Origin of the sequence: Aeromicrobium sp. Root236 (genome assembly GCF_001428805.1) — a bacterium.
Taxonomy (GTDB): domain Bacteria; phylum Actinomycetota; class Actinomycetes; order Propionibacteriales; family Nocardioidaceae; genus Aeromicrobium.
In genome coordinates this window covers 2,369,107-2,393,561 of sequence record NZ_LMIS01000001.1, presented here as the reverse complement: position 1 = coordinate 2,393,561, position 24,455 = coordinate 2,369,107, and the positions used below count along the sequence as shown (strand labels likewise).

The following is a 24,455-nucleotide window of genomic DNA, read 5'->3' as shown; positions in this document are numbered from 1 at the left end:
TCAGGCCTTGCGCAGCTTGAGGAAGATGCTCGGCCCGAAGTTGCTGCGGGCCAGTCGGCGCTGCGTCAGGCGCTCGGCCGCCAGCAGCACCTTGGTCGGCAGGGCCTTCTTGAGCGTCTGGCTGCGCAGGTTGGACACCGAGAGCTTGTCGTCGAGGGTCAGGCCCGCCGCGGCGAGCTGACCGACGACCGTGTCGATGTTGTGGTTGACGAACGCGATCGCGTCGGGCTCGTCGGCGCGCACGGTCCGGATGCTGACCGGCTCGGTCGGCAGCGGGGTGCCTTCCTTCTTGTGCCGGCGACGGTTCTTGTAGTGGCCGTAGTTGGCGACCTCGATGATCGCGGTGCCACCGGGCGCCAGCGCGCGCGAGATCTCGGCGAACTCCGCCGTCGGGTCGGGCAGGTGGTGCATGACGCGGATCATCGTGATCAGGTCGAGCTCGCCGTCGGCGAACTTCAGGTCGTCGGCCTGCATCTGGACCTGCTTGATGTCGGTGCCCTCGAGCACCTTCTTGGCGGCCTCGAGCTGCGTCGCAGCGGGCTCGGCCAGCGTGACCTCGTCGGCGAACGTGCGCAGCAGGATGCACAGGCGACCGAAGCCACCACCGATGTCGGCGGCCTTGCGGTAGTGGTTGCCCTTCAGCAGCCGGCGGATCGCGATGTGCTCGGCGGCGTTCTCGTAGTCGCGGTTGTCCCAGTACTTGGTGTAGTCGTAGTCGCGCTCGTACTGGTTGGCGACCTTCTTGGAGGGCTGTTGTTCAGTCACGCCGACCACAGTAACAACGACCGGCGTACTCCCTTAAATCGTCGGTGGCCAGGTTCAGTCGAACGTACGGGGGCCGAAGACCGGGGTCTCCTTGGCGGTGCCGGCCTTGCGGGCGATCGTCGTGTTCCTGGCCTTGAACATCGCCGACTGCAGCTTGCGCTCCAGCCGGTACGCCCCGCGCACGCTGCGGTGACGGTTGCCGTAGATCAGCTTCTTGGTCGCCGCGACCGAGTCAGGTGAGCGCTCGACGATCTGGTCGACCAGGGCCAGAGCGGCCTTGAGCGGCTCGTCGCTGACCTCCGTCGCCAGGCCGAGCTCGGCAGCCCGCGCACCGGTGATCGGCTCACCCGTCATCGACAGCCGCATCACGACATCGGCGGGGAGCAGCTCGTTGAACGGCACCGTGCCGGCCATGTCCGGGACGAGTCCCCACTTCGCCTCCAGGATCGACCAGGTCGCATCGGGCGTCGTGAACCGGAAGTCCGCCCCGACCGCGAGCTGCAGGCCGGCGCCGTAGCAGTGCCCGTGCACGACGGCGATGACCGGGACGGGCAGGCTGCGCCAGATCGCGGTGACCTTCTGGAACCGGTTGAGCGACCTCGGACCGGCGAAGAAGAACCGGGCGACCCGCTTCTTGTCCTTGAACGCGGCGCCGAAGTCGAGGCCCGCGCAGAACGACCGGCCCTTGCCCTGGAGCACCACGGCCCGGATGTCGCGGTTGGTCTTGAGGGCCTCCGCTGCGGCGATCAGCTCGGTGATGAGCTCGAGGTCGACGCCGTTGAGCTTGTCGGGCCGGTTGAGCCACACGTACGCGATCGGGCCGTCGATCTCGGTGAGGACACGGGGTTCGGTCATGCCCGTCAGGCTATCCGTCTCCTGCTGCGACAGGGCCGCTGACCAGCGCAGGACGTATCTCATCCACAGATGTTTGAAAATGCAACCCGGGGGCAATACCCCCGCATGGTCAACGTCAAGAGACTCCCGCTCCCACTCATCGAGACCTACGAGTGGCAGTACCAGGGAGCGTGCATGGGTGCCGACAGCGAGGTGTTCTTCTCCCCTGAGGCCGAGCGCGGCGCCAAACGTGCGCGGCGGGAGGAGAACGCCAAGAAGGTGTGCTTCACGTGCCCCGTCATCGACCGGTGCCGCGAGCACGCGCTGACCGTGCAGGAGCCCTACGGCGTGTGGGGCGGCATGACCGAGAGCGAACGCGCCGCCCTCGTGCGCGAGCCGATCGCCAGCTGACGTCGTCGCTCCTCGCTGCGGGTTGCCGCTCGCGGTGTACAAAGGAGACACGCCCACCCGTCACGCGACCGAAGGCCTGATGCGTATGCCCGCCGCACGACAGCCCAGCACCTCAGCCAAGCTCCTCTATCGTCCCGTCGGCATCGTCAGCTCGATCGCCGGCGGCCTGCTCGCCTCGATGATCTTCAAGCAGGTCTGGAAGCGGGTCAGCCGCGGCGACAACGCCGACCCGCCGACGCCGCTGCAGTCGGAGTACGCGTTCAAGGAGATCATGCTCGCCGCCCTGCTGCAGGGTGCGATCTTCGCCGGCGTCAAGGCGCTCATCCAGCGCCAGGGCGCCAAAGGCTTCCAGCGCGTGACCGGCGAATGGCCCGGATCATGACGACCACGTCGGACCTGTTGGTCGACGCCTTCGGCCGCATCAACGAGGGCTCCAAGATGGTCGTCGACGGGCTGACGCCCACCGACCTGAGCCATCGCATCGCACCCGGCGCCAACACGATCGGCTGGCTGGTCTGGCACCTCATGCGGGTGCAGGACAACCACGTCGCCGACGCCGCCGGCACGGACGAGGTCTGGAGCTCCGCGGGTTGGTACAAGCGGTTCGCCCTGCCCTTCGACGAACGAGCCACCGGCTACGGGCACAGCCGCGACGACGTCGACACGGTCCACGTCGAGGCGGAGCTGTTGGTCGGCTACGCCCAGGCGGTGACCGACGTGACCCTCCGCTACGTCGAAGGCCTCTCCGACGCCGACCTCGACCGCGTCGTCGACGACTCGTGGGACCCGCCGGTGACCCTGGCCGTACGCCTCATCAGCGTGGTCGGCGACGACCTCAAGCACCTCGGCCAGGCCGAGTACGTACGCGGCCTGCTCTGACCGGGGCCATGATGGCTGCATGCTGACAGCCGAGTTGCTGGCGAGCGTCGAGACGCCGGCCGTGGTCCTCGACCTGGACCAGATCGAGCGCAACGTCCACGAGATGTTCGCCGCTGCCGACGCCCACGGCGTACGACTGCGGCCCCACATCAAGTCGCACAAGATCCCGCAGCTCATGCGCCTGCAGGTCGACGGCGGGGCGGTCGGGGCGACCTGCGCGACGCTGCGCGAGGTCGAGGTCATGATCGACGCCGGCTGCCCCAGCGTGACGCTCGCCTTCCCGCTGCTGTCCGCCGACAGGATCGCCCGGCTTGCTGCCCTCCGTGAGCGCGCCGAGATCCGGGTGACGCTCGACTCGGTCGAGGCGGCGACGCAGCTCGGCCGGGTCGCCGGGTCGCACCCCTTCGACGTCCTCCTCGAGGTCGACACGGGACAGGGGCGTCTGGGCCGGCCACCCGGTGCTCCCAGCGTCGAGCTCGGCCTGGCGATCGCGGCCGTGCCCGGCGTACGACTCATGGGTGTGTCGAGTCATGCGGGCCATGCGTACGCCGCCACTGACGCTGACGACCTGAAGCGCATCGCCGTTGCCGAGGCCGGCGATCTCGTGCGTACGGCGGAGGAGCTGCGGCGCAAGGGCGTCGACGTGCAGGAGATCAGCGTCGGCTCGACGCCGTCGGCCCGGGCCGGCTTCGGCCTGGGCATGACCGAGTCGCGGCCCGGGACGTACTTGATGAACGACGCCAACATGGTGCGCCTCGGCGTCGCGACCCACGAGACCTGCGCGGCGTTCGTCCTGGCCACCGTGATCTCCCGCCCGGCGCCCGACCGGGTCGTCATCGACGCCGGCAGCAAGATGCTCAGCAGCGACGGGTTCGGCCGGGAGGACTGGGTGCACGTGCTGCATCGCCCCGACCTGCACCCGGCGTTCCTCAGCGAGGAGCACGGCGTCTTCCGCGCCGACGACCCGGCGACCGCGCCGGCGATCGGCGACCGCGTCCTCGTGGTCCCCCACCACGTCTGCACCATGATGAACCTCGCCGACGAGGTCCACCTGGCCCGGCAGACGGGCGTCGTCGAGACCGTGCCGGTGCCGGCACGAGGGCACTGATGCCGGGTCATTCGCCGTCGGCTGAGAGCAATCGTCTCGCGCCGTCGATCGCTGCCGGCGTGTCGGCGAAGATCAAACCTCCTCGCCGGAGATGGTCGCCGACACCGAGCGACGCCAGGACCTCGTCGTGTCCGGGCGCGATTCCCGAGAGCAGCACCGTGATGCCGCGGTGCTCCAGCCGCGAGATGGCGTCGCCGAGCAGTCGCGCGCCAGTCGCGTCGATCGTCGTGACGCGAGACATGCGAAGGATGACGACCTCGACGTCGGCGATCTCCGGCAGCTCCAGGAGCAGGCGATGGGCGGCCGCGAAGAACAAGGGGCCGTCGAGACGGTAGGCCACGATGTGCTCGCTCAGGAGGGCGTGCTCCTCGACGGTGTGGTCACCGGTCTCTAGCGGGACCGCTTCCAGTCGGGCGCTCTTCGCGACCGCGCGAAGTGCCAGGAGGACCGACAGCCCCACGCCCACACCAACGGCCGTCACGAGGTCGAGAGCCACGGTCACCCCGAACGTCAAGGCGACGATGAGGGCGTCCGAGCGCGTCGACCGCATGAGCGCCAGGATCGAGCCCGTCTCGACCATGCGGACGCACGTGGCGAAGAGGACGCCGGCGAGTGCAGCGAGCGGGATGTCGGACACGACAGGAGCCAGGGCGAACACTGCGGCAAGGAGGACCAGCGAGTGGACGACGGACGCGAGACGGGACCGGGCGCCTGCTCGTACGTTGACGGCAGTGCGAGCTATCGCAGCCGTTGCCGGGACGCCGCCGAAGATCGGCACCACGAGGTTGGCCAGCCCCTGACCGAACAGCTCACGGTCGGGATCGTGACGCTCGTTGACGGTCATGCCGTCGGCAACGGTCGCGCACAGCAGGCTCTCGAGCGCCGCGAGCGCGGCGACCGCGAGAGCGGGCGCCACGAGCGAACCTGCCGATCCGAGGTCCAGGAAGCCGATCGAAGGACTGGGCAGAGTGGCCGGCAGGTGACCGATGGGTACCAGCCCCAGGTCGAAGGAGCGCGAGACGATCGTGGCGATCGTGACTCCCAGCAGCGAGAAGGGCACTCCCGGACGCCACCGGGCACCCCCGAGCATGAGCACCGCGACACCCAGGGCCACGACCAGCGGGGCCACGCGAGGATCCTGGACGTACTGACGGACGGCGTCCGAAGCACTCGCCCACACGCGCGTCCCCGCCGCGTCTCGGATCCCGAGGGCCGCCGGCACCTGTTGCAGGGCGATGACGACTGCGATTCCCGCGGTGAATCCCTCGATGACCGAGACCGGCAGGAAGCGTACGTATTGACCCATCCGCGCGACGGCAAGCACCACCAGGACGGCGCCGGCCATCGCGCCCACCATCAGCACGCCCTCGGAACCGTGACGGTGGACGATGGGGACGAGCACCACCGTCATGGCGCCTGTCGGACCAGAGACCTGGACATGCGAACCACCGAACACCGCGACAACGATCCCGGCGACCACGGCAGTCGCCAGCCCCGCCTGGGCACCCAGTCCCGATGCCACTCCGAACGCGAGTGCCAGCGGCAGGGCGACGATCGCCACGGCGACGCCCGCGACCAGGTCCCGCCTGGGGCTGTGGCCCATCGCGGCCAGATCGGTTCGCCGCGGAACCAGCTGGGTGCACCTCGTCCACCAGGAGCGCACGAGCTCCCTGGTCGAGACGGACGACGAAAGGCTCACACCCCCTGGGCCGATTCGCGAAGCTCGGCGAGCAGACCCTCCTGATCGGTCCACATCGACGCGAGGATCCGTCGGCCGTGCAGCAGCAGCTTCGCCACGTCCGGCGTGGACAGTGTGTAGAGGACCGCGCCACCTTCACGAGATGAGCTCACGAGCCCCGCTCGTCTGAGCACCGCAAGCTGTTGCGAGAGGCTCGATGACTCAACCTCGATCTCGGCGAGCAGCTCCCTGACCGCGCGCGGCCCGTCTTGCAAGAGCTCGAGCACCCGGATCCTGACGGGGTGGCCCAGGGTGCGGAAGAGCTCGGCTTTCGCCTGGTATAGCGGCACGCTCGGCTTCATGGATAGGTCCTCACCCGTGTTGACTCCGTCACTTCTAGAATACATCACTTGAAGAAGTCTTCACTTTGGATGAGGATGCTCGAATGCGCACGGACCGCTGAATTTGCAGTCCGCAAAGACAAATAACGAGACATTTCACACGTGTGACGTGGAACCGTGCGTTCTTGAACCGGAGAGGGCATGATCGAGCGATGGTTGATGTCGACGCAGCACTGGATGAAGCAGGAATCAAGAACCCACACGTTCGCGAGTACGTGAATCACTGGGCCGAGCTGACCGGAGCAGAGCGGGTCGAGGTGGTCAGCGCCGCCGACGACTCGCGCCTGATCGCCGAGGCGCTCGAGGACGGTGAGCTCCTGCCGGCGGGCGAGGGGCTCTACTACTCGCGCAGCTACGTGAAGGACACGGCGCGTTCCGAGGAGCGCACGATCGTGGCCACCAACGACCCCAAGGACAAGGGCGTCTACAACAACTGGCGCCCGGCCTCCGAGATGAAGCCCATGCTCGAGGAGCGCATGCGCGGCGCCTCGAAGGGCAAGACGATGTACGTCATCCCCTACCTGATGGCCCCTCCCGGCAACGCGCTCGCTCCGTGGGCGGCCGGCGTGCAGGTCACCGACACCCGCACCGTCGTGCTCCACATGATCCGCATGGCCCGTGTCGGCGCAGAGTTTCTCGAGGCCCTGGAGGACCCCGAGCAGTTCGTGCGCGCCGTCCACGTCACCGGTGACCTGGAGAACCTCGGCCAGGGCACCGCGGACGACCAGCGCTACTTCGTCACGGTCGCCGACGAACGTACGATCCTGCACTTCGGCTCGTCCTACGGCGGCAACGCGCTGCTCGGCAAGATCGCCCACGGCCTGCGCCAAGGTGCCTACGACGGCTGGGCGTCACGCAAGTTCCTCGCCGAGCAGTACATGCTGATCGGCATCAAGGACAAGCAGACCGGCAAGACCTACCACGTCTGCGGCGGCTTCCCGAGCGCCTCGGGCAAGACCAACCTCGCCATGATGCTGGCGCCCGACGTGCTGGGCGACCGCTATCACGTGTCGTTCTACGGCGACGACATCGCGTGGCTGTGGGTCGACGAGGAGAGCGGCAAGCTCTACGGGATGAACCCCGAGTACGGGGTCTTCGGCGTCGCCAAGGACACCAACGAGGGCACCAACCCGACGGCGCTCGCCTCGATCGCCGAGGGCACCCACGCGATCTTCACCAACATCGCCTACAACGTCGAGACCCACGAGGTCTGGTGGGAAGGACGTACGCCCCACCCGCCGGCCGACACGCACGGCTGGCTCGACTGGACCGGTTCCCCCATCGCCGATCGCGAGAACGGCGACGACAGCCCGTGGGCGCACCCCAACAGCCGGTTCACGACGCAGCTCGACAACGTGCCCAACATCGCCGACGACTACAACGCCGCCGCGGGTGTGCCGATCGACGCGATCATCTTCGGCGGGCGTACGCGCGACCGTGAGCCACTGATCCGCGCGATCACCGACCTGGCTGAGGGCGTCTACGACGGCCTGACGCTGGGCGCCGAGGCGACGTCCGCCGCCGAGGGCAAGGAGGGCATGCTGCGATACGACCCGATGTCCAACCGCCCGTTCATGGCGTACGGCGAGGGTGACTACGCCGAGCACTACCTCAAGATCGTGGGTGCGGCCAAGGACCTGCCGATCTTCGCGCACGTCAACTGGTTCCAGAAGGATCCCGAGGACGGGCACTACCTGTGGCCCGGCTACCGCGACAACCTCCGTCCGCTCCTGTGGCTGCTGCAGCTCAAGGCCGGCGAGGTCACGGGTCGCCAGACACCGGTCGGCATCATCCCCACCGCCGAGGAGCTCAACCTCGACGGCGTCGACATCTCCGACAAGGACCTCGAGACGATCCTGTCGATCGACAACGCGCGTTGGCGTCAGGAGATGGGCTTCCGCGAGGAGCACCTCAAGCAGTTCGACAACATGCCCGAGGAGATCTGGGAGGCGCACCGCCGCGTGTCCGCCGCCCTCGACGCCGAGGCCTAGCCACCGGCGAAGGGCTCCCGGTCAGATCCTGGCCGGGAGCCCTTCTGTCCGTACGGGCGGCGAGGCTTCCGTTGGCGGTGAAAGGGAGGCATGATGAGGGCTGGCGACAGCGCGTCTCCAACGACGGAAGGCCCCCCATGTGGTCACAGTTCGAAAGCTCGATGCGGCGTCGCTCCGACAAGATCATCGATCCGGTGCAGGTCCGGGAGGCCACGGAGCACCGCCGGGACGCCCTCGAGCACAGCTCCCAGCTGCGTCCCCACGTCAGTCCGCTGCGCCGCTTCGTGAGGCGGATCACCGGTCGCGGCCGAGGCGTCTCCTGAGCATTCCCTGACCCACGAATCCCGACCGCCGTCCCAAGATTCCTGCCGCGGTCGAGTCGCGGGCGTGACGGCCCGGCGGCTGGCGGGCGACGATGTCGCAGTCCCCGACGGAAGGCTGCGCATGGTCAAGGTCCTGCTGACGGTCGCCGCGGCCTACCTCGCCGTGATCGGCGCCGCGCTCCTGCTGGTGCCGGCTCAGTTCGGCGTGGACGCCGTGCCCGATGATCCCTCGTCGGAGCTGATCGCCCTGCTGCGGCTGCTCGGTGGGCCTTTCCTCGGCATCGCGGTCCTCAACTGGATGTCGCGAGACCCGGAGTCGCCCGGACTCCGCAGCGTTCTCGTCGCCAACCTGGTGGGCTTCGGATTCGTGGCCGCCAACGACGTCGTGGGCGTGCTCTCGGGCGACGCGCGCGATCTTGCCCGCGTGTTCCTGGTCGTGCACCTGGCCTTCACCGCGGCGTTCGTGGTCGCGTTGCGGCATGCTGACGTACGACAGTGAAGGGAGCAGCCATGACTGATCTGATGGTGGACTTCATCACCTCGCTCGACGGTTTCGGAGCCGCGCGCGAGTGGCCCGGCCTGTGGGGCATGGGCAGCCCCGACTACCTCGACTGGCTCGAGGAGGACTCGCAGACCGAGTACGTCACGCTGATGGGTGCGACCACCTATCGGATGTTCGACGAGTTCGCTGCGGCCGGCGAACCCGGCGTCGAGGACCTGACCCGACGACGCACCCTGGTGTTCTCCCGGACCATGCAGGAGCCGCCCAGCTGGCCGAACGCGACGCTGGTCTCCGAGGACGCGGTCGATTCCGTGCGGACCCTCAAACGGGAGAGCGAGCTGCCGCTGCGCACCATCGGGAGTCTCAGCCTGTGCCGCTCGTTGCTGGCCGCCGGACTGGTCGACCGCTACCGGGTCGTCGTCTTCCCGGTCGTCAACGGCGCGACCGGCTACGACCGCATCTACGACGGATGGCCCGACGTCCGGCTGGAGCTGGCGAGCTCCCGGACGTTCGACGGTGGACAGCAGCTCCTGGAGTACGTGCCGACCGTCCTCGACGGTCCGCCGGGAGTGTCGACCTAGCCCGCGAGGTCGCTCATCCAGGTCTCGACGTCGCCCGGATCGCGTGGCAGCGCCGCCGACATGTTGATCGAGCCGGTCTCGGTGACGACGAGATCGTCCTCGATCCGGATGCCGATGCCACGCAGCTCCTGCGGGATCGTGAGGTCGTTGGCCTGGAAGTAGAGCCCGGGCTCGACCGTCAGCGTGTGCCCGGCGGCCAGGGGACCGTGCAGGTACGACGCAGTTGACGCGTGGTTGCAGTCGTGCACGTCCATGCCCAGCATGTGACCGGAGCGCGAGATGCTCCACCGCCGGTGGTGCTGCGCGTCGGGCGCCATGGCCTCCTCGAGGCTCGACCGGATCAGGCCGAGCTCGATCAGGTCGGCGGTGAGCGAGCGGGCGCACGCATCCTGGTACGCCTGGAACGGCACGCCCGCACGCAGCGCCGCGATGCCGGCGTCCTGCGCGCGGAGCACGATCGAGTAGAGATCGCGCTGCAACGGGGTGAACGTCCCGGTGACGGGCAGCGTGCGCGACACGTCAGCGGAGTAGAGGGTGCGCAGCTCCACGCCCACGTCGATCAGGACCAGGTCGCCGTCGATCAACGGACCCGAGTTGTCCTTCCAGTGCAGCGTGGTGGCGTGCGCACCGCTTCCGACGATGCTGCCGTACGCCGTGCCCTCGCCCTCGAGCCTGGCTCGGCGCCCGAACGTCCCCTCGAGATAGCGCTCGCCGCGCGGGCTCTGTCGGGCGTCCTGCCACGCCGCGGCGCAGTCGCGGAAGCCGGCAACCGTGCCGTCGACCGCCTGCTGGAGCTGGTTGATCTCCCAGTCGCTCTTGATGAGGCGGAGCTCGTCGAGTGCCGACTTGAGCCGGAGGTGAGGCGCCAGCTCAGGACCGCAGTGGGCCTGCACCAGCGAGTCGACGTACGGGTCGAGAGTCGGCAGCACGCGTACGGTCTGGGCTGTGCGCATCATCCGCGCGAGGTCGTCCGGCAGCGATCCCAGTGGCCTGCACTCGATGCCGAGCAGCTCCTCGGTCTCGCGGAGCGTCGGACGTGGCCCGACCCACAGGTCGCCCTCGGCGTCGTTGCGCCAGAACTCGTCGGTCGTCCGGCCCGACGGTGGCTGCAGGTAGAGGATGCCGTCGGCGATCCCGCCGGTCGTGTCGATGACCAGGACGCTGGCGGGTCCACGGTTGCCGCTCAACCAGACGTGGTCCGTTCCGGGACGGAACGCGTGGTTGCTGTCGTTCGACCGGACCTGCGGCGCGCCGCAGGGGATGACGAGCAGCTCGGCCGGCAGCGCCTGGGCGAGCCGCGCCCGCCGCTCGGCGGTGTAGCTGACGACCGGCTCGTCTCCGAGCACCGGCTCAGGATCGCCCCACCCGTTCATCATGAAGCCGCTGTCGCCGGGCAGCTCGGACCGGTTGACCGCTCGCGGCATGATCCACGGGTTCGCGTACGCGTGCGGGTCCGTCTGCTGGGTGCTCACTGCGCCGTCCTGTCATGTGCGTCGGGGAGGTCGATGCCCCAGGTCTCCCGGTCACCCTCGACCGGGGCCGCCGGAAGGCGGCCCTGTCCGTCCGGCACCGGGATGGCGCCGAGCAGAGCCTGCGTGTAGGGGTGGCGCGGATCGCGCCAGATGGTCTCGGTGTGCCCGGACTCGACGACGCGGCCTCGATACATGACGACGGTCCGGTCGGCGATCCGTCGTACGACCGAGAGGTCGTGGGAGATGAACAGCATGCCGGCGTTGACGCCTTCGCACAGGCTGCGCATCAGCGCCGCGACGCTCATCTGCGTGGAGGCATCGAGCGCCGAGATGGGCTCGTCCGCGATCAGCATGCGCGGGCGGGCGGCGATCGCGCGGGCGATCGCGAGCCGCTGTCGCTGGCCGCCGGAGAACTCGTGGGGATAGCGCCGGGCGGCCGACTGCTCGAGGCCGACCTGCTCCAACCAGTACGCCGGCGTCGACGCCTCGTCGCCGCGTGTCACGGCTGCCCGGATCCCGTCGCCGATCTGGTCGCCGACCCTGCGCCTCGGGTTGAGCGAGGAGTTGGGGTCCTGGAACACCATCTGGATCGCCGTCATGTCGGTGGTCCGCGTACGCAGGCCCATCGTCGGCACGTCCACGTCGCCGAGCCTGACCGTGCCCGCGGCCCTCCGCTCGATCCCGACCACGGCGCGGGCGAGGCTCGACTTGCCGCAGCCACTCTCGCCGACGAGTGCCACGACCTCACCGGGCTCGACGACGAGCGAGACCCCGTCGACGGCCCGCAGGGGGTTGCGTCCGCCGTACTCGACGACGACGTCCGACACGGTGAGTGCTGCCGCGGTCATGCCCCGGCCTCCTTCGTCGGTTCGGCGTCATGCAGCAGGTGGTCGACCAGGGCCTCCGGCGCCTCCTCGAAGCTCGAGCCGGGCAACGCCTCGAGCAGCGATCGCGTGTAGGCGTGCTGGGGAGCCGAGAAGACCTGCTGCCGCGCACCGGACTCGACGACGACTCCGGCCCGCATGATCGAGACGTGGTCGGCGATGGCACTCATGACGCCGAGGTCGTGCGTCACGAAAAGCATGCTGAGCCCCGTCTCGTCGACCAGCTCGCGCAGCAGCCGCAGCACGCCCGCCTGCACCGTGACGTCGAGCGCCGTGGTGGGCTCGTCGGCGAGCAGCACCTCGGGGTCGCACGCCAACGCCACCGCGATGGCGATGCGCTGCCGCTGTCCGCCGGAGAACTGGTGCGGATACTTCTTCATTGCGAGCGCAGGGTCGGGCACGGCGACCCGTTCCAACAGCGCGACGGCCTTCGCACGTGCCGCATCCTTGCTCAGCTCGAGGTGATGGCGGACGTGGTCCGTCAGCTGCCGGCCCACCGTGAGCTGCGGGTGCAGGCTCGTCGACGGGTCCTGGAAGATCATGGCGATCCGGCGACCGCGGACAGCGCCGAGGGTCTTGGCCGAGGCGCCGACCAGCTCGGTGTCGCCCGCGCCGGACGACAACGTGATGCTGCCGGTGGCCGTCATCCCGAGGGGCAGCAGGCCGAGGATCGCCAGCGCCGTCATGGTCTTGCCCGACCCGGACTCACCGGCGATCCCGTGCACGATGCCCTGCTCGAGCGTGAGGTTCATGGCGTCGACGATCGGCCGGCCCTCCTTGGCGGACGGGGTCGAGATCGTCAGGTCACGAATCGTGAGTGCAGCGGGTCCGGTCACAGGGCTCGACCGCCCTTCCGCGCCACGTCGGCCTTGGGGTCGAGCCCGTCACGCAGGGCGTCGCCGATGAAGTTGAACGCCGCCACGACCGTGAGGATCGCGAGGCCCGGGAACACGCCGAGCCACCAGGAGTCGAAGTTCTGGATCGCGTCGGACACCATCGAGCCCCACTCGGCGGTCGGCGGCTTGGCACCCAGGCCCAGGAACGACAGCCCGGAGAGGAGCAGGATCGCGGTGCCGATGTCGAGCGTCGCCAGCACCAGGATCGGGCCCACGACGTTGGGGGCGACGTCGCGCAGCAGTGATCGAAGGGGCGAGAAGCCCAGGAGCCTGCCGGAGACCACGTAGTTCGACGACCGCAGGCTCAGCACGAGGCTCCGGGTCAGGCGGGCGTACGACGGCCACGACACCACGAGGGCGGCGAGCGCGGCGTTGACCAGCGAGGCGCCCAGTGACGCGGCGACGACCATCGCGAGGATGACGGTCGGGAACGCCATGACCAGGTCCGTCAGGCGCATGATGACCTCGTCGAACCACCGCCCGAAGTAGCCGGCAACCGCGCCGATCACCGCACCGACCAGGGCGCTCGCGGTCACGAGCAGGAGCGCCAGCGGGATCGTGACCCGCGCGCCGTAGAGCAGCCTCGAGAACACGTCGCGGCCCAACGCATCGGTGCCCATCAGCGTCCCGTGACCGGGCGACTGCAGGACGGGCAGGTCCTGCGCCAGCGGGTCGTGAGGTGCGATGACCGGCGCCAGGATCGCGACGATGATCCAGACGATCGCGATGCCGGCACCGAAGAGGCCGACCGGTCCCGACCACCGGCTGAGGGCCGGCAGGATCTGGCGCAGGGAGCGGCGGGGCGGAGTCATCTCGGGCTCGGGCGGGTGCGTCATGCGAGCCTCACCCGGGGATCCAGGAATCCGTAGAGCAGGTCGACCGCGAGGTTGACCAACAGGTAGATGAGCCCGATCGTCAGGCCGACGCCCATCACGCCGGGCAGGTCGAGGTGGGAGGCGGCCTGGTACGCGTAGCTGCCGATGCCGGGCCAGGAGAACACCGACTCGACGAGCACCGTGCCGCTCAGGAGGCTGCCGAACGCCAGCCCCACGACCGTGAGCACCGGGATGCTGGCGCCCCGCAGGACGTACGACGTGACGATCGTGCGGGTGGGCAGGCCCTTCGCCCGGGCGGCGCGGACGTAGTCCTGGTCGAGCACCTCCAGCACCGCCGTCCGGACGAAGCGGGTCAGCAGACCGACGGTGTAGAGCGTCAGCACGAGGACGGGGAGCATCAGGTGCCAGGCCGCGTCGAGGAACGTGTCGAGCTGGCCCGCGAGCAGCGAGTCGACGGTGTATAGGCCGGTGACCTGCGGCGGCGCGTTGAAGTCCGCGCTCAGGCGTCCGGACGACGGTGCGAGGTGCATCTTGAAGTAGAGGACGTAGTAGGCCACGAGGGCGAGCCAGAACGTCGGCACGCTGAGACCCGCGAGCGACACCAGGCGAAGCACGTGGTCGGCGGTTCGCCCTCGCCGGTACGCCGCGATGGTCCCGAGCGTCACCCCGATGATCACGCTGAGCACGATGGCGCCGAACGCGATCTCGATCGTCGCCGGAAGGGCCTCGCGCAGGTCGGAGGTCACCGAGTTGTGCGTCGTCGTCGACACCCCGAGATCACCGTGAAGCAGGTTGCCGACGTACGTCACGTACTGCTGCGGCAACGGCTTGTCGAGCCCGTACTCCTGCGTGAAGCGGGCCACCGTGGCCGGGTCGTCGGCCGCCCGCTGGCCCAACGCGGCGGCGACCGGATCTCCGGGCACCAGGTTGGTGAGCGCGAACGTGACGAACGTGACGCCGACCATCAGCAGCAACGACGTCAGGATCCGACGCGCGGCATAGCGCGCGAAGGGATGTCCGGGCCGGGCCCCGCCCGGCACTGCCGGAGACGGGGCCCGCACGGTGGACTCAGGTGACGACAAGTGTCACTTGCTTCCGAGGGTGGCGATGTCCAGGGTCCAGACGGGGTTGTAGCCCACGTTCGTGACGCTCGACTTGGCTGCGATGTTGTTGCCGGGCTGGACGAGCGGGATGAACGGACCGGACTCGTTCAGCGCCTTCTGCAGCTCCTCGAAGTTCGCCTGGCGCTCCTCCTCGGAGCCACCCGCCGCGGCCTTGGCCACGAGGGCCGACACCGCAGGGTCGGCGTCCTTGGCCCAGCCGGCCCGCAGTCCGACGACGTCACCCGGCGTGAACGCGAGGTAGTCGCTCGGGTCCGGGTAGTCCGGGCCCCAGTACCAAAGGCCCATGATCTCCTTGCCCTCGCGGTACGTGTCGAGCTCGGTCGCCACGGCAGCCGGCGCGAGGTCGACCTTGATGCCGACGGCCTTGAGCTGTGACTGGATCCGCTGCGCGATCGTCGGGAACTCCAGACCGTTGAGGGTCAGGTCGCTCGGGAAGTTGAGCGTCACCGACTCGCCGTCGTACCCGCTCTTCGCGAGCGCGGCCTTGGCGGCAGCGGGGTCGGACTTCAGGGCGTCCGCCTGCGGGAGCGCTCCGAGGAGTGCACTGGGGATCACGCCCGCAGCCCGCTCGGTGCCGGCACCCGCCAGCGTGACCAGGTCGTCGTAGTCGATCGCGCTCTTGACGGCCTTGACGAAGTCCGGGTTGCTCGTGATCTTCGAGATCTTCTTGTTCTGGTTGAGGAGCAGGAAGATCACGTTGGCCGACGGTCCCGAGGTGACCTTGACCGAGGAGCTCAGGCCCTTGGCCTGCGGGCCCGACAGGTCGAGCGCCACGTCGGCGCTGCCGCCCTGGACGTTGATCTTCTGGGTCGCGCCCTCGACGTTCTGGATCACGACCCGCCCGTACGTCGGCTTGTCGCCGGTGTAGTTCTTGTTGGCCTTGAGCACGACCTTCGACGACAGGTTCAGCGAGTCGAGGACGTACGGGCCGGAGCCCGCGGAGTGCTGGTTGAGGTACTTCTCGGCGCCGTCGGCCGCGGTCTCCGTGCCGCCGTGCGCCTTGACGACCTTGGAGTTGAGGATGCCCAGGGCCGGGTTCGCCAGGATCGCGGGCAGCGCGGGCGTCGGCTTGTCCGTCGTCAGCACGATCGTCTTGTCGTCCTTCTTCGTCACCGTGACGCCGGCGAGCAGGAACGACGGGTTGCCCTTCATACCGATGACCCGCTTGAGGGAGAAGACCACGTCGTCAGCCGTCAGGGCGGTGCCGTCGGAGAACTTCGGCGAGCCCGTCAACGTGAAGGTGAACGTCTTGGCGTCGGCCGACTGGTCGAGCGTCGCCAGGCCCGGTACGACCTTGGAGACGTCGGTGCCGTTGAACGTGACGAGCGTCTGGTAGAGCGCCTTGCCGACCAGCTGGCCCGTCGGCTCGTACTGCCGGCCGGGGTCAGCGGTCTTGAGGTCGAAGGTCTTGTCGATCGTGAGCGTCTTCGATCCGTCGCCGCCGTCCGTCTTGCCGGATGAGCATCCGGCCAGCACGATCGGCAACGCCAGCACTGCGACGACGGCAGCACGTCTTGTCTTGCGGAATCGGAACTCCATGGCGGTCTCCAGGGGCAGACGGCGGCACTAAGGTGTCGTTGGACGGGATGAGGAGAGATTGGCACGCGGCATGAGATTGTTCTCCCTTCTGGTTCCAAATGTGGATGTCTTTCCAGCAACTGGCGCATAGGAGCACGACATGTCCATCACTGAACAGCCCAACGACTCTTTCGCTGGACACTCTTCACCTGCCCGCAAGGAGCCCGTCGTCGACGACGTCGCGCTGCGGATCCTCTCCGTCCTGCGCAACAACGGCCGCATCTCGATGGCTGCCCTCGCCGAGCGGGTCAACGTCTCGCGGGCCAGCGTCTACAACCGGGTCGACCAGATGACGAAGTCGGGCGTCATCACGGGGTTCTCCGCCAACATCGACCCTGGGGCGGTCGGCCTCGGCATCTGCGCGCTGGTCTTCGTCACGGTGCATCCGCAGAGCTGGAACCGGTTCCGCGCCGGAGTCATGCAGATTCCCGACATCGAGTACTGCGCCATCACGACGGGTGAGCACGACGCGATGCTGCTCATCCGCTCGGTCGACATCGGCGACGTGCACGACTTCGTCACGGGCGTCATCGCCGCCCGCCCCGAGGTGAAGTCGGTCGTCAGCGTCGTCGTCCTCGACGAGGTCATCCGCCGCAACACCGTCCTGCCGTCGGACATCCCCGATCGCTCGAGCGAGTCGCGCCGCCTCGGCATGACCCGCTTCACGACGGCCGGCACCGGCCGCGACGGCATCACGACCAGGTGATCGTCACGAGCTCGCAGGCGTGGTCTCCACGCAGACGCTGACGTGCTCGACGCCGTCGAGCTCGAACGTCTCGACCAGCCGTAGCCCTTCACTGTCCGACTCGACATGGCTGCCGCTCGTACCGGTGACGACCGAGCCGTCCGCGGTCAGGACGTGTGCGAACGAGATGCTGAGGTCGTCGCCGACGCGCGTCCCGACGAACCGGCCGAACGTGACGGTGTCACCGGTGTACTCGCCCCAGACGATGCCGTCCCGCTCGAAGTAGGAGAACCGCGACGGCGAGGAGGGATCGACCGCGCTGTTGCTCGACGAGGTCATCACGAACGAGCGACCGTCGAGACTCGGAGCCAGTGCTGGTGCGGAGGAGGCGTCGCTGGGCATGACGCCGAGTATGACGATCGGGACCTCCTGTCGCCAGCGCGGTCCCGGATGTCTGTTCCGTCCCGTGCCGCCGCGCACGAGGTTGGAAGTTTCCGTCGCGAACCGCCCCGTTCGGATCAGTTCGTCCATCGCTGCAGTTCGGACCTTCTGGCGCAATCCGATGACACCCTGCGCCACACCCTTCTGACCCTCGACACATGAGTGAAGGCCGCACAGTGTGTATGTCGCTCATTGTCATCGAGGACAATGACGTCGCCACGTGTACGTGTCTTATCCGGGACAATGCAGTAGTGCCCCTCCGTTCGATCTTCCCCGTTGAGTTGCAGGTTCCTTCTCGAAGCGACTCACCTCGGCCACGCGAGGATCAGATTTCACCCTTCTCCAGCGTGTTGGCGCGCAACCTGAGCGTGGTGGTCTCCGAGGAAGTATTTCGCAGTGGCGACTCGGTTACGCAGAGCGACTGGGATGCGCTGTCCGAATTGGGCGAACCCACATCGGCTCGTGACGCACATCTGCTCGGTCTTCTCACCGACGACTCTCTCGACCGGTTGTTCTACGCCCACGGTCCGATGCCTGCGGGCGTTCCCATGGAGCGCGTCGAAGGTTCGGATGAGCCAATGGCCGATGATTGGGTGACCGTTCACAGAAGACAGGTCGATTCCTCTACGCCAAGGGGCACATGGGCGTCGCACCAAGCCCGTTGGCGGCAAGGCCAGTCCGTTAGTTTTGCTGTGATGGTCGGCGCCTTCGAAAACGTCGACCTTGCCGGGACGATCTGGGCCGACAAGGTCTTCGGAACTGATGCGTCGCACGAGCAACGTGAGGCAGCGCGATCTGACGCCGCAATGATCGTCGCAGCTCAAGCCGTCCATGCCTCCGTTGTAGTCACGACCCGCAAGTTCGCTCTCGAGGCTCCGCCGCAACTATTGGGCGTCATCCAGGTCGTCACACCTGAACAAGCGTTGCCGCTCATCGGGTTGTACATGCGTTCTCGTCGCCGCTACTACTTCACGAAGGGCCGAGGAGTCTCCTACAGTCTCAACGCGAATTCGTTCTGGGGCCTTAACGCGCAAGGTCTTCTTCCCAGCGTGGAGCGCTGGCAACGATCGTCGTACCTGGTCGATGAGAAGATCGGGGCGGAAACTTGTCGGTGGCTGACCAATTCTGTGGTTGAACGGGTTGCTCGGGCACTGAGAGCTCGAGACCGAATCCATCTGGCGCTGATCGCCGATGCCGACAACGATTCCGCCGACGAGCTCCTCGACAACCTTGACCTGCTTCTGGTCAGCCTCTTGGGCGCGTTCGACGCCGCGGCGAAGGTCGCCGACCTCGCCGCAAATGTTCATGGGCAGCCTCACCAAACCAAGTGGCAGAACGATCAATGGCGTCGCCGAGTTGGAGAGACGTTCCCGACAGTTGAAGATCTGGTTGGACCCAGCACACGGGGCGGGCGCGTCTTCCACGTCCAACGGCTCCTTCGCAACAGTGTTCACGACGAGATGATCAGTGCCGTCCGGTTAGAAACACAACAGCCGAAGCGGCGAGAGAACATCATCGGCCTGCCGGCCGACCTTCGAGCGAGACTCCTTGATCACGTTCAGCATCTGGGCGGGCCTGAAATTTGGGGTGTCCAAGAGATCGTGGCGGACCAGTTGCACGCTCAGCCAGGAATCCTCGTAGAACAACTACTCGCCGAGTCATTGGATCTCCTGGACGGCCTAATCGACGCGACTACTCTCGCCGGAAAGCCCGCGGATGCGGTCCAAGAGTTTGACCCCTATGATCTCGGCCCGCACTTCCCGCCGGCACTGCTGCGCCTTCAATTGGGGCTGTGACCACGCTGCCTTCCCGAGCACCTGCGGGCGCTGTGTTCGGGACGCTGCCGATCCCGCACCACGCGTGCCAGCTCTTCTACCTGGGGTTCAAAGACGAATGGGTTGGCCACGCCCGTAAAGCCACCTAGGTTGCCTGCCGCGCTTGCGTGACCTCTAGGTCAGAGCACGGCTTAGATCAGGTCGGCCACATTGCTGGGGATGCCTTCCTGGCCGGTTGTTTCGGCGAACTCCTGCACCGCGCTTCGTAGATGCTCCGCTGACTGACGGCGCTCGGACAGGGCGGCCTCCAGATGTTTGGCCGCCCGCGCTTCCGCGGCGGCTGCCAACGTGAGTTGGGTGATCGCGATTGTTTGGGCGCGGATCACCGCCTCAAGCTGTAGTTCGCGGTGCCTGCTCGAATGTGCGTCGACCTTGGTCGGGTGTGAACTCCGCTCGAGGGTGTCCCTGGCTCTGGCTTTGGCGGTGGGAAAGATGCCGTGTCGCTTCTTGAATGTCTCAACGGACGTCACAGTGAAGTACCAGCACTGGCGCTTGCCTCTCGGCGCGCGCCTGCCTTCCAGCTCGCTCCGGACACCGAGTTCTCGAACAGTTACTGCGCTTGTGCAGAGAATGACCGCCGCGTCAGCGCAGGAGTAGTGGGCGACGCCGTCAATCGTGTACGTGGGACGTTGTGCCATACACCCCTCCGTCCGGCGCGTTATGAGCGAAATTGTCACACCTAGGTGCCAAACTTGACGTAGAGACGACTACTTGCCGATACACAAAGTTGGGCAAAGAAGGAATCTACTAGGGAGGGTCGGGTGTGACAAGGAAAACTCTCGGTTCTCTAGCGCGTCTTGCATGAACGAACTAACGTCCACTGCTATGGGAAGACATAGGGCTGCGAAATGACTATTGCGGCGATCGAGCGACCGACCATCCCGCCTATAACGGAGTTCCCGGAGACCTTTGGTGGCATTCCGGCCCTACATCGCGGCGTCCTAGCCCTGATCGCAGCGAACGAGGATGAAACCGGTTCGCCACTCGCATGGTTGCGGCTCGTCAGCCTTGTGAAGGCTGCGAGGCTAGAGAACCTGGAGCCCTACACAGAGTTCGTGGCAGGAAGCCTCGTCCCATCGGTGGTGACCGTTCTCAATGATTTAGACAATCTCGGCGTCATCGACACAACACGCACCGGGCTAACGCTGAGTGAGCGCTCGAAGGCCGTCCGAGCAGCATGGAACGGCGAGTTCACTGAAATGGTGGAGCGGGCCACGAAGCTCGTCTGATAGATGCAGTCCGAACCATCCGGATATCAGGTCCGGTTACGTGTATCGGCGATACGCTACGGTCCGTGACCGACCAGGCACCCCCGGGGTACACCGATGAAGATGTCGAACAGGACCGACACACGTCCTCCGACGACGCGAGCGGAAATGACCCCCGGAACCAGTTCAAGCACGACCACGACCGGGTACTTTATTCCAGCGCGTTCGCAGCGTTGGCTGGCAAGTCGCAGGTCGTCTCGGCTGGTGAAGCAGGGCAATTCCACACTCGCCTGACGCACAGCCTCAAGGTCACCCAGGTCGGCCGCAGACTGGCGGAGCGTTTCGCGTGCGAACAGGGAGGGCCTGACCCCGACCTGGTGGCAACAGCCTGCCTCGCACACGACCTCGGACACCCACCCTTCGGCCACGCGGGCGAGGTCGCTCTGGACGCGGCCATGAAGAGATTGTGTGGCAATGAGAACGATCCCGCTTCCGACGGGTTCGAAGGCAACGCCCAGAACCTGCGGATCCTTACCCACCTCGAAGCTCACAAACGAACATCGCCCGGGCTTCACCTGTCTCGCGCAGCCTTGGACGCCACCACCAAATACCCCTGGCTACGCGACGACGGGTCCCTCAAGTTCAGCCACCGACAACCCCATGGCAAGCAGATCGACCGCGGCAAGAAGTTCGGCTTCTACAAGACCGAGGCTGACATTGGCGACTGGATCCTCAACGGGCGCAAGTACGCTGACCGTCCCATCGAGGAACAGATCATGGACTGGGCTGACGACGTTACCTACGCCTGCCACGACCTGCTCGACTTCTTCCGGAGCGGGGCGATACCTCTCGATCGGCTGCTTGAGTTCGACGAGGAGGCGACGGCCGATTCGATCACCATCGACTCGGTGTCTGACGACCTCAGCGCGTTCTTGGCCGGTGTCAAGAAAAAGTGGGTCAAGGCCGGCCGCGCGTACGACGAGAGCGCCGCGCTCGCGGCGTTCGTGCAGCTTCAGGAACTGCTCCGAATTCGCACGCGCCACAGCGACTCCTTTGATGGCCGAGTAAATCTGGCCTCAGCCAACAGCCGGCTGATCACGTCGCTGCTCGGCGACGTCAGTTTGACTGTCATCGATGAGGCCTTGCCGCACACCCGTTACAACGCAATCCTTGAAGTTCCGGACGACCTGCGCCTTCTATGCAACCTACTCAAGGAACTCATCTGGACCTACGTCATCAACAACCCGCGTCTCGCTACCCAGCAGCACGGCCAAGAGACGATCGTGACGAGCCTGCTGGACTGGTACTACGCGGAGCCGAAGCGCCTCCTGCCCATCTCCTATCGCGAAGACTTGGACACGGAGCCCGTATTACGTGTCTGCGTAGACCACGTGTCATCTCTGACTGAAGTGCAGGCCAGCAACCTCTACCGACGTATGTCCGGCGTGGACCTCGGGGCCTTCACCGACAACCTCTGACCGGCGGCGGTTCAATTCCAGGTAGTCCACGGAGCAGCTGCCAGCGCGGCGTTGCTGTATCGGGGATCGTTCGTAACTTCTGAGCCGCACCACCACGGCTGGCCAGCGTCGCCGACCGCCTTCAACGAACCCTCCAGCTCCGCTAACACGAGACCCTCGTTGTCGTCATGGAAGACATCGACAGCCCAAACCTCACCCGACGAAATCACAGGCTCGTAGCGCGTCTTCCTTAGACGATTCGGCGCCATCTCAAGCAACCGCATAGCGTGCTCGAACGGTATGTCGAGCTCCCGCTCCATCCGAGTGCGATCGTCAGGTGGGCCCTTCAAGGTGAGAAGAGCGACCCGATGCTCCTCGCCGGCCGCCGATGGCGCATCGGACACGGCCGTACGAACGCGGATCTCATAACCATCGCCCTGCCACAGATAGCCCTGCTCGACGAGGTAGCCCGTCGATCCCGCAAGGATGCCGAGATCCTCGACCAAAAACTTGCGCTCGTGCTCGAACCAACCTGAGCCGCGCCCGTCCGAATTGTTCACGTCGCATCCGGAGTGGCGCTGAAGGCTCTCACGGCGACCGCGCACGTCCCGTTCATCCAAAACGGTCTTGCGCCCTCGACACCGGGTTCATTCGCTCCTTCGTGCGTGATGGCCGACCGGCCGATCTCGGAATACTTCTGGTGCCCGGGCCTCGGCGAGCCAACATTCTCATGCGTTTGAAACCCCCATCGCGCGAACTCTTGGGGGTGACCGCCGACATCTTCGATCATCAAGATCACACCCTGAACCATACGGGAAGGAGGCAGTTCTTTCGGCTGCATGCGGCCGTACCTGCCCGCGCGCTGACCGCGCACAGAACAGCATCCAGCGTTCTGTGCGTGAGGCGCCATCCTGTTGTTATTCGAGGAACCAACAACCGCCCCGCAGTCCCCCTCCCGATCGTCCAATTCCAAACGGATGACAACAGGGCCCCGACGAAAACCGTGTCGGAACCCTGTTGCCATCTGTGCGCGAGGGGGGACCCCGTCAGGCGCTGAGCGCCTTCCTCCTCAAATCCCCCACTTGCAACAGTTGCCGAGACCCTGAGGGATCTCGGCAACGTGCTGTTGGTTCTTAACTCTTGTGCGCGAGGGGGGATTTGAACCCCCACGCCCTTGCGGACACTGGCACCTGAAGCCAGCGCGTCTACCATTCCGCCACCCGCGCGTGGTCCCGTAGGACCGGTTCGCAAGTCTAACAGGCTGATTCGGGTGCGATTCCTCACGCCCGTCCCTGCGGCAAAGTAGCGAGGATGGCCGCTCCCGATACGATCGCAGGGTAGAACCACGACAACCGGAAAGGCGGAGGCTGATGGCGGGGGTGCTGCAGCGATTCGAACAACGCCTCGAGGGCGCGGTGACCAGCGCGTTCGCCCGCGCGTTCCGCAGTGCCGTGCAGCCCGTCGAGATCGCGGCTGCCCTGCAGCGCGAGGTCGACAACTCGGCCCACATCCTGTCGCGCGAGCGGATGCTCGTGCCCAACGTCTTCACCGTCGAGCTGTCCCCGCCCGACTTCGACCGGCTCAACCCGTTCAGCACGACGCTGGCCGACGAGCTGGCGACCCTCGTCAAGGAGCACGTCAGCGAGCAGCGCTACACGATGGCCGGCCCGCTCGAGATCTCGTTCACCAAGACCGGTGAGCTGAGCACGGGCCGCTTCCGCGTACGCAGCAAGACCAACGCGTCCGTGACCCCGGTCGTCGGACAGCGCATGACCGAGACCGCGATCCGCAGCTCCGACGTGCTGCTCGAGGTCAACGGCATGAAGCACCCGATCAGTCCTCCGGGCGTCGTCATCGGCCGCGGCAACGAGGCCGACCTCAAGATCGACGACCCGGGCATCTCCCGCAGGCATGCGGAGATCAAGATCCACCAGAGCGGAGCCGAGACCACTGTGACGATCGTCGACCTCAACTCCACCAACGGGGTGGTGCTCAACGGTCACAAGGTCGCCACGGGCGTCGTCACCGACGGGTCCGAGATCCGGCTCGGCAACACGGTGATCGTGATCCGCATGACCGAGGCGGCCCAGTAGATGTCAGAGCTCACTCTCACGCTGATCAAGCTCGGCTTCCTCGCCGTGCTGTGGCTGTTCGTGCTGTCCGCGGTGTCGGTCATCCGCTCGGACATCTTCGGCACCAAGGCGAGCTCGGCGCCCAAGCCCGCCAAGAGCAAGGCGCCGGCCAAGCCCAAGAACCGCAAGGCTCCCCGCGGCGTACCCACCAAGCTGCAGGTCGTGTCGGGACCCAACGCCGGCCAGAGCGTGCCCCTCGGCGACAAGCCGATCCTGCTGGGCCGTGGCACGGACGCCGCCATCCGTCTCGACGACGACTACGTGTCGACGCGGCACGCACGGTTCGCGACCAACGGCGAGCAGTGGTTCGTCGAGGACCTCGGCTCGACCAACGGCACCTATCTCGGCAGCCAGCGCATCACGTCGCCCGTCCCGATCGGCCTCGGCATCGCCGTGCGGCTCGGCAAGACCATCGTCGAGCTGCAGAAGTAGCC

27 protein-coding genes and 1 tRNA gene are annotated in these 24,455 nt (G+C 66.8%); 14 read left to right on the top strand and 14 right to left on the bottom strand.

Annotated features, from left to right (window positions below; all coding sequences use genetic code 11):
• Together ASE12_RS12010 and ASE12_RS12005 are read right to left on the bottom strand one after the other, a co-directional pair.
• Positions 1-765, bottom strand: coding sequence for a bifunctional 2-polyprenyl-6-hydroxyphenol methylase/3-demethylubiquinol 3-O-methyltransferase UbiG (locus ASE12_RS12010; protein ID WP_162255483.1), 765 nt, complete (start codon positions 763-765; stop codon positions 1-3).
• A 54-nt stretch (positions 766-819) separates the two neighbouring features.
• Positions 820-1,620 (bottom strand): crotonase/enoyl-CoA hydratase family protein, encoded by an 801-nt coding sequence (locus ASE12_RS12005; protein WP_056400728.1) that lies wholly within the window; start codon positions 1,618-1,620, stop codon positions 820-822.
• 105 nt (positions 1,621-1,725) lie between these two features.
• On the opposite strand from ASE12_RS12005, the gene ASE12_RS12000 reads away from it, so the two are divergent.
• The 4 genes from ASE12_RS12000 (at position 1,726) to ASE12_RS11985 (ending at position 3,997) form a co-directional block, all read left to right on the top strand.
• Positions 1,726-2,010, top strand: coding sequence for a WhiB family transcriptional regulator (locus ASE12_RS12000; RefSeq protein WP_056400725.1), 285 nt, complete (start codon positions 1,726-1,728; stop codon positions 2,008-2,010).
• A gap of 85 nt (positions 2,011-2,095) precedes the next feature.
• Entirely contained in the window at positions 2,096-2,392 is a 297-nt protein-coding gene (locus ASE12_RS11995) for a DUF4235 domain-containing protein (RefSeq protein ID WP_200955014.1), read from the top strand.
• On the top strand, positions 2,389-2,889 hold the full coding sequence (locus tag ASE12_RS11990; RefSeq protein ID WP_056404803.1) for a DUF664 domain-containing protein: 501 nt from the start codon (positions 2,389-2,391) through the stop codon (positions 2,887-2,889). The genes ASE12_RS11995 and ASE12_RS11990 overlap by 4 nt, the downstream gene beginning before the upstream one ends.
• Before the next feature lie 19 nt (positions 2,890-2,908).
• On the top strand, positions 2,909-3,997 hold the full coding sequence (locus tag ASE12_RS11985; protein ID WP_056400719.1) for an alanine racemase: 1,089 nt from the start codon (positions 2,909-2,911) through the stop codon (positions 3,995-3,997).
• 7 nt (positions 3,998-4,004) lie between these two features.
• Here ASE12_RS11985 and ASE12_RS11980 read toward each other — a convergent pair whose 3' ends face one another.
• Both ASE12_RS11980 and ASE12_RS11975 read right to left on the bottom strand, forming a co-directional pair.
• Positions 4,005-5,600, bottom strand: a complete 1,596-nt coding sequence (locus ASE12_RS11980) for a SulP family inorganic anion transporter (RefSeq protein ID WP_082582233.1) — start codon at positions 5,598-5,600, stop codon at positions 4,005-4,007.
• Between the two features lie 92 nt (positions 5,601-5,692).
• Positions 5,693-6,037, bottom strand: coding sequence for a helix-turn-helix transcriptional regulator (locus tag ASE12_RS11975; protein ID WP_056400717.1), 345 nt, complete (start codon positions 6,035-6,037; stop codon positions 5,693-5,695).
• A 191-nt stretch (positions 6,038-6,228) separates the two neighbouring features.
• On the opposite strand from ASE12_RS11975, the gene ASE12_RS11970 reads away from it, so the two are divergent.
• The 4 genes from ASE12_RS11970 to ASE12_RS11955 all read left to right on the top strand — a co-directional run bounded on the left by ASE12_RS11970 (position 6,229) and on the right by ASE12_RS11955 (position 9,473).
• A complete protein-coding gene (locus ASE12_RS11970; RefSeq protein WP_056400714.1) occupies positions 6,229-8,067 on the top strand; it encodes a phosphoenolpyruvate carboxykinase (GTP) in 1,839 nt (612 codons plus the stop codon).
• Positions 8,068-8,228: 161 nt separating this feature from the next.
• Positions 8,229-8,390: a hypothetical protein gene (locus tag ASE12_RS11965; protein ID WP_157412913.1), complete on the top strand. Its 162-nt coding sequence runs from the start codon at positions 8,229-8,231 to the stop codon at positions 8,388-8,390.
• A gap of 64 nt (positions 8,391-8,454) precedes the next feature.
• Positions 8,455-8,889, top strand: a complete 435-nt coding sequence (locus tag ASE12_RS11960; RefSeq protein ID WP_200955013.1) for a hypothetical protein — start codon at positions 8,455-8,457, stop codon at positions 8,887-8,889.
• Between the two features lie 11 nt (positions 8,890-8,900).
• Positions 8,901-9,473: a dihydrofolate reductase family protein gene (locus ASE12_RS11955; protein WP_056400706.1), complete on the top strand. Its 573-nt coding sequence runs from the start codon at positions 8,901-8,903 to the stop codon at positions 9,471-9,473.
• Here ASE12_RS11955 and ASE12_RS11950 read toward each other — a convergent pair.
• The 6 genes from ASE12_RS11950 to ASE12_RS11925 are packed head-to-tail and all read right to left on the bottom strand — an operon-like array spanning position 9,470 to position 16,224.
• A complete protein-coding gene (locus tag ASE12_RS11950) occupies positions 9,470-10,945 on the bottom strand; it encodes an aminopeptidase P family protein (protein WP_056400703.1) in 1,476 nt (491 codons plus the stop codon). The two genes, ASE12_RS11955 and ASE12_RS11950, sit on opposite strands and share 4 nt — an antisense overlap.
• Entirely contained in the window at positions 10,942-11,793 is an 852-nt protein-coding gene (locus tag ASE12_RS11945) for an ABC transporter ATP-binding protein (RefSeq protein WP_056400701.1), read from the bottom strand. The genes ASE12_RS11950 and ASE12_RS11945 overlap by 4 nt, the downstream gene beginning before the upstream one ends.
• Positions 11,790-12,665: an ABC transporter ATP-binding protein gene (locus tag ASE12_RS11940; protein WP_056400698.1), complete on the bottom strand. Its 876-nt coding sequence runs from the start codon at positions 12,663-12,665 to the stop codon at positions 11,790-11,792. The genes ASE12_RS11945 and ASE12_RS11940 overlap by 4 nt, the downstream gene beginning before the upstream one ends.
• A complete protein-coding gene (locus tag ASE12_RS11935; protein ID WP_200955012.1) occupies positions 12,662-13,561 on the bottom strand; it encodes an ABC transporter permease in 900 nt (299 codons plus the stop codon). Before ASE12_RS11935 ends, ASE12_RS11940 begins: the two co-directional genes overlap by 4 nt.
• A complete protein-coding gene (locus tag ASE12_RS11930; RefSeq protein ID WP_056400695.1) occupies positions 13,558-14,622 on the bottom strand; it encodes an ABC transporter permease in 1,065 nt (354 codons plus the stop codon). Before ASE12_RS11930 ends, ASE12_RS11935 begins: the two co-directional genes overlap by 4 nt.
• Before the next feature lie 24 nt (positions 14,623-14,646).
• The gene (locus tag ASE12_RS11925; RefSeq protein WP_056400693.1) at positions 14,647-16,224 is read right to left on the bottom strand and encodes an ABC transporter substrate-binding protein; all 1,578 of its coding nucleotides are present in this window, start codon (positions 16,222-16,224) and stop codon (positions 14,647-14,649) included.
• 139 nt (positions 16,225-16,363) lie between these two features.
• On the opposite strand from ASE12_RS11925, the gene ASE12_RS11920 reads away from it, so the two are divergent.
• Positions 16,364-16,969 carry an Lrp/AsnC family transcriptional regulator gene (locus tag ASE12_RS11920; protein ID WP_082582232.1) on the top strand — a complete coding sequence of 202 codons (606 nt, stop codon included), beginning with the start codon at positions 16,364-16,366 and terminating at the stop codon, positions 16,967-16,969.
• Positions 16,970-16,972: 3 nt separating this feature from the next.
• On the opposite strand, the gene ASE12_RS11915 is transcribed toward ASE12_RS11920, so the two are convergent.
• A complete protein-coding gene (locus tag ASE12_RS11915) occupies positions 16,973-17,350 on the bottom strand; it encodes a hypothetical protein (protein ID WP_200955011.1) in 378 nt (125 codons plus the stop codon).
• A gap of 197 nt (positions 17,351-17,547) precedes the next feature.
• Between ASE12_RS11915 and ASE12_RS11910 the strand changes: the two genes are divergently transcribed.
• Entirely contained in the window at positions 17,548-19,185 is a 1,638-nt protein-coding gene (locus tag ASE12_RS11910) for a hypothetical protein (protein ID WP_157412912.1), read from the top strand.
• A gap of 170 nt (positions 19,186-19,355) precedes the next feature.
• Here the strand turns inward: ASE12_RS11910 and ASE12_RS11905 are convergent, their stop codons facing one another.
• A complete protein-coding gene (locus ASE12_RS11905) occupies positions 19,356-19,862 on the bottom strand; it encodes a hypothetical protein (RefSeq protein WP_056400688.1) in 507 nt (168 codons plus the stop codon).
• Positions 19,863-20,072: 210 nt separating this feature from the next.
• Between ASE12_RS11905 and ASE12_RS11900 the strand changes: the two genes are divergently transcribed.
• Positions 20,073-20,453, top strand: coding sequence for a hypothetical protein (locus tag ASE12_RS11900; protein ID WP_056400685.1), 381 nt, complete (start codon positions 20,073-20,075; stop codon positions 20,451-20,453).
• Between the two features lie 65 nt (positions 20,454-20,518).
• Complete coding sequence (locus ASE12_RS11895) at positions 20,519-21,910, top strand: deoxyguanosinetriphosphate triphosphohydrolase family protein (protein ID WP_056400682.1); 1,392 nt, start codon at positions 20,519-20,521, stop codon at positions 21,908-21,910.
• Between the two features lie 11 nt (positions 21,911-21,921).
• Here ASE12_RS11895 and ASE12_RS11890 read toward each other — a convergent pair whose 3' ends face one another.
• Both ASE12_RS11890 and ASE12_RS11885 read right to left on the bottom strand, forming a co-directional pair.
• Positions 21,922-22,449, bottom strand: coding sequence for a hypothetical protein (locus ASE12_RS11890; protein ID WP_056400679.1), 528 nt, complete (start codon positions 22,447-22,449; stop codon positions 21,922-21,924).
• A gap of 583 nt (positions 22,450-23,032) precedes the next feature.
• A tRNA-Leu gene (locus ASE12_RS11885) sits at positions 23,033-23,115 on the bottom strand.
• Between the two features lie 144 nt (positions 23,116-23,259).
• On the opposite strand from ASE12_RS11885, the gene ASE12_RS11880 reads away from it, so the two are divergent.
• Both ASE12_RS11880 and ASE12_RS11875 read left to right on the top strand, forming a co-directional pair.
• A complete protein-coding gene (locus tag ASE12_RS11880) occupies positions 23,260-23,982 on the top strand; it encodes a DUF3662 and FHA domain-containing protein (RefSeq protein ID WP_056400675.1) in 723 nt (240 codons plus the stop codon).
• Positions 23,983-24,453 (top strand): FHA domain-containing protein, encoded by a 471-nt coding sequence (locus tag ASE12_RS11875; protein ID WP_056400673.1) that lies wholly within the window; start codon positions 23,983-23,985, stop codon positions 24,451-24,453.
• The last annotated feature ends 2 nt before the right edge of the window (positions 24,454-24,455 follow it).

Bases quoted from the DNA above. Each gene is read 5' to 3' on its own strand.
- ASE12_RS12005 (WP_056400728.1), bottom strand. From the start codon at position 1,620: ATGACCGAACCCCGTGTCCTCACCGAGATCGACGGCCCGATCGCGTAC.
- ASE12_RS12000 (WP_056400725.1), top strand. From the start codon at position 1,726: ATGGTCAACGTCAAGAGACTCCCGCTCCCACTCATCGAGACCTACGAG.
- ASE12_RS11995 (WP_200955014.1), top strand. From the start codon at position 2,096: ATGCCCGCCGCACGACAGCCCAGCACCTCAGCCAAGCTCCTCTATCGT.
- ASE12_RS11990 (WP_056404803.1), top strand. From the start codon at position 2,389: ATGACGACCACGTCGGACCTGTTGGTCGACGCCTTCGGCCGCATCAAC.
- ASE12_RS11985 (WP_056400719.1), top strand. From the start codon at position 2,909: ATGCTGACAGCCGAGTTGCTGGCGAGCGTCGAGACGCCGGCCGTGGTC.
- ASE12_RS11980 (WP_082582233.1), bottom strand. From the start codon at position 5,600: ATGGGCCACAGCCCCAGGCGGGACCTGGTCGCGGGCGTCGCCGTGGCG.
- ASE12_RS11975 (WP_056400717.1), bottom strand. From the start codon at position 6,037: ATGAAGCCGAGCGTGCCGCTATACCAGGCGAAAGCCGAGCTCTTCCGC.
- ASE12_RS11970 (WP_056400714.1), top strand. From the start codon at position 6,229: ATGGTTGATGTCGACGCAGCACTGGATGAAGCAGGAATCAAGAACCCA.
- ASE12_RS11965 (WP_157412913.1), top strand. From the start codon at position 8,229: ATGCGGCGTCGCTCCGACAAGATCATCGATCCGGTGCAGGTCCGGGAG.
- ASE12_RS11955 (WP_056400706.1), top strand. From the start codon at position 8,901: ATGACTGATCTGATGGTGGACTTCATCACCTCGCTCGACGGTTTCGGA.
- ASE12_RS11945 (WP_056400701.1), bottom strand. From the start codon at position 11,793: ATGACCGCGGCAGCACTCACCGTGTCGGACGTCGTCGTCGAGTACGGC.
- ASE12_RS11935 (WP_200955012.1), bottom strand. From the start codon at position 13,561: ATGACGCACCCGCCCGAGCCCGAGATGACTCCGCCCCGCCGCTCCCTG.
- ASE12_RS11925 (WP_056400693.1), bottom strand. From the start codon at position 16,224: ATGGAGTTCCGATTCCGCAAGACAAGACGTGCTGCCGTCGTCGCAGTG.
- ASE12_RS11920 (WP_082582232.1), top strand. From the start codon at position 16,364: ATGTCCATCACTGAACAGCCCAACGACTCTTTCGCTGGACACTCTTCA.
- ASE12_RS11915 (WP_200955011.1), bottom strand. From the start codon at position 17,350: ATGCCCAGCGACGCCTCCTCCGCACCAGCACTGGCTCCGAGTCTCGAC.
- ASE12_RS11910 (WP_157412912.1), top strand. From the start codon at position 17,548: ATGAGTGAAGGCCGCACAGTGTGTATGTCGCTCATTGTCATCGAGGAC.
- ASE12_RS11905 (WP_056400688.1), bottom strand. From the start codon at position 19,862: ATGGCACAACGTCCCACGTACACGATTGACGGCGTCGCCCACTACTCC.
- ASE12_RS11900 (WP_056400685.1), top strand. From the start codon at position 20,073: ATGACTATTGCGGCGATCGAGCGACCGACCATCCCGCCTATAACGGAG.
- ASE12_RS11880 (WP_056400675.1), top strand. From the start codon at position 23,260: ATGGCGGGGGTGCTGCAGCGATTCGAACAACGCCTCGAGGGCGCGGTG.
- ASE12_RS11875 (WP_056400673.1), top strand. From the start codon at position 23,983: ATGTCAGAGCTCACTCTCACGCTGATCAAGCTCGGCTTCCTCGCCGTG.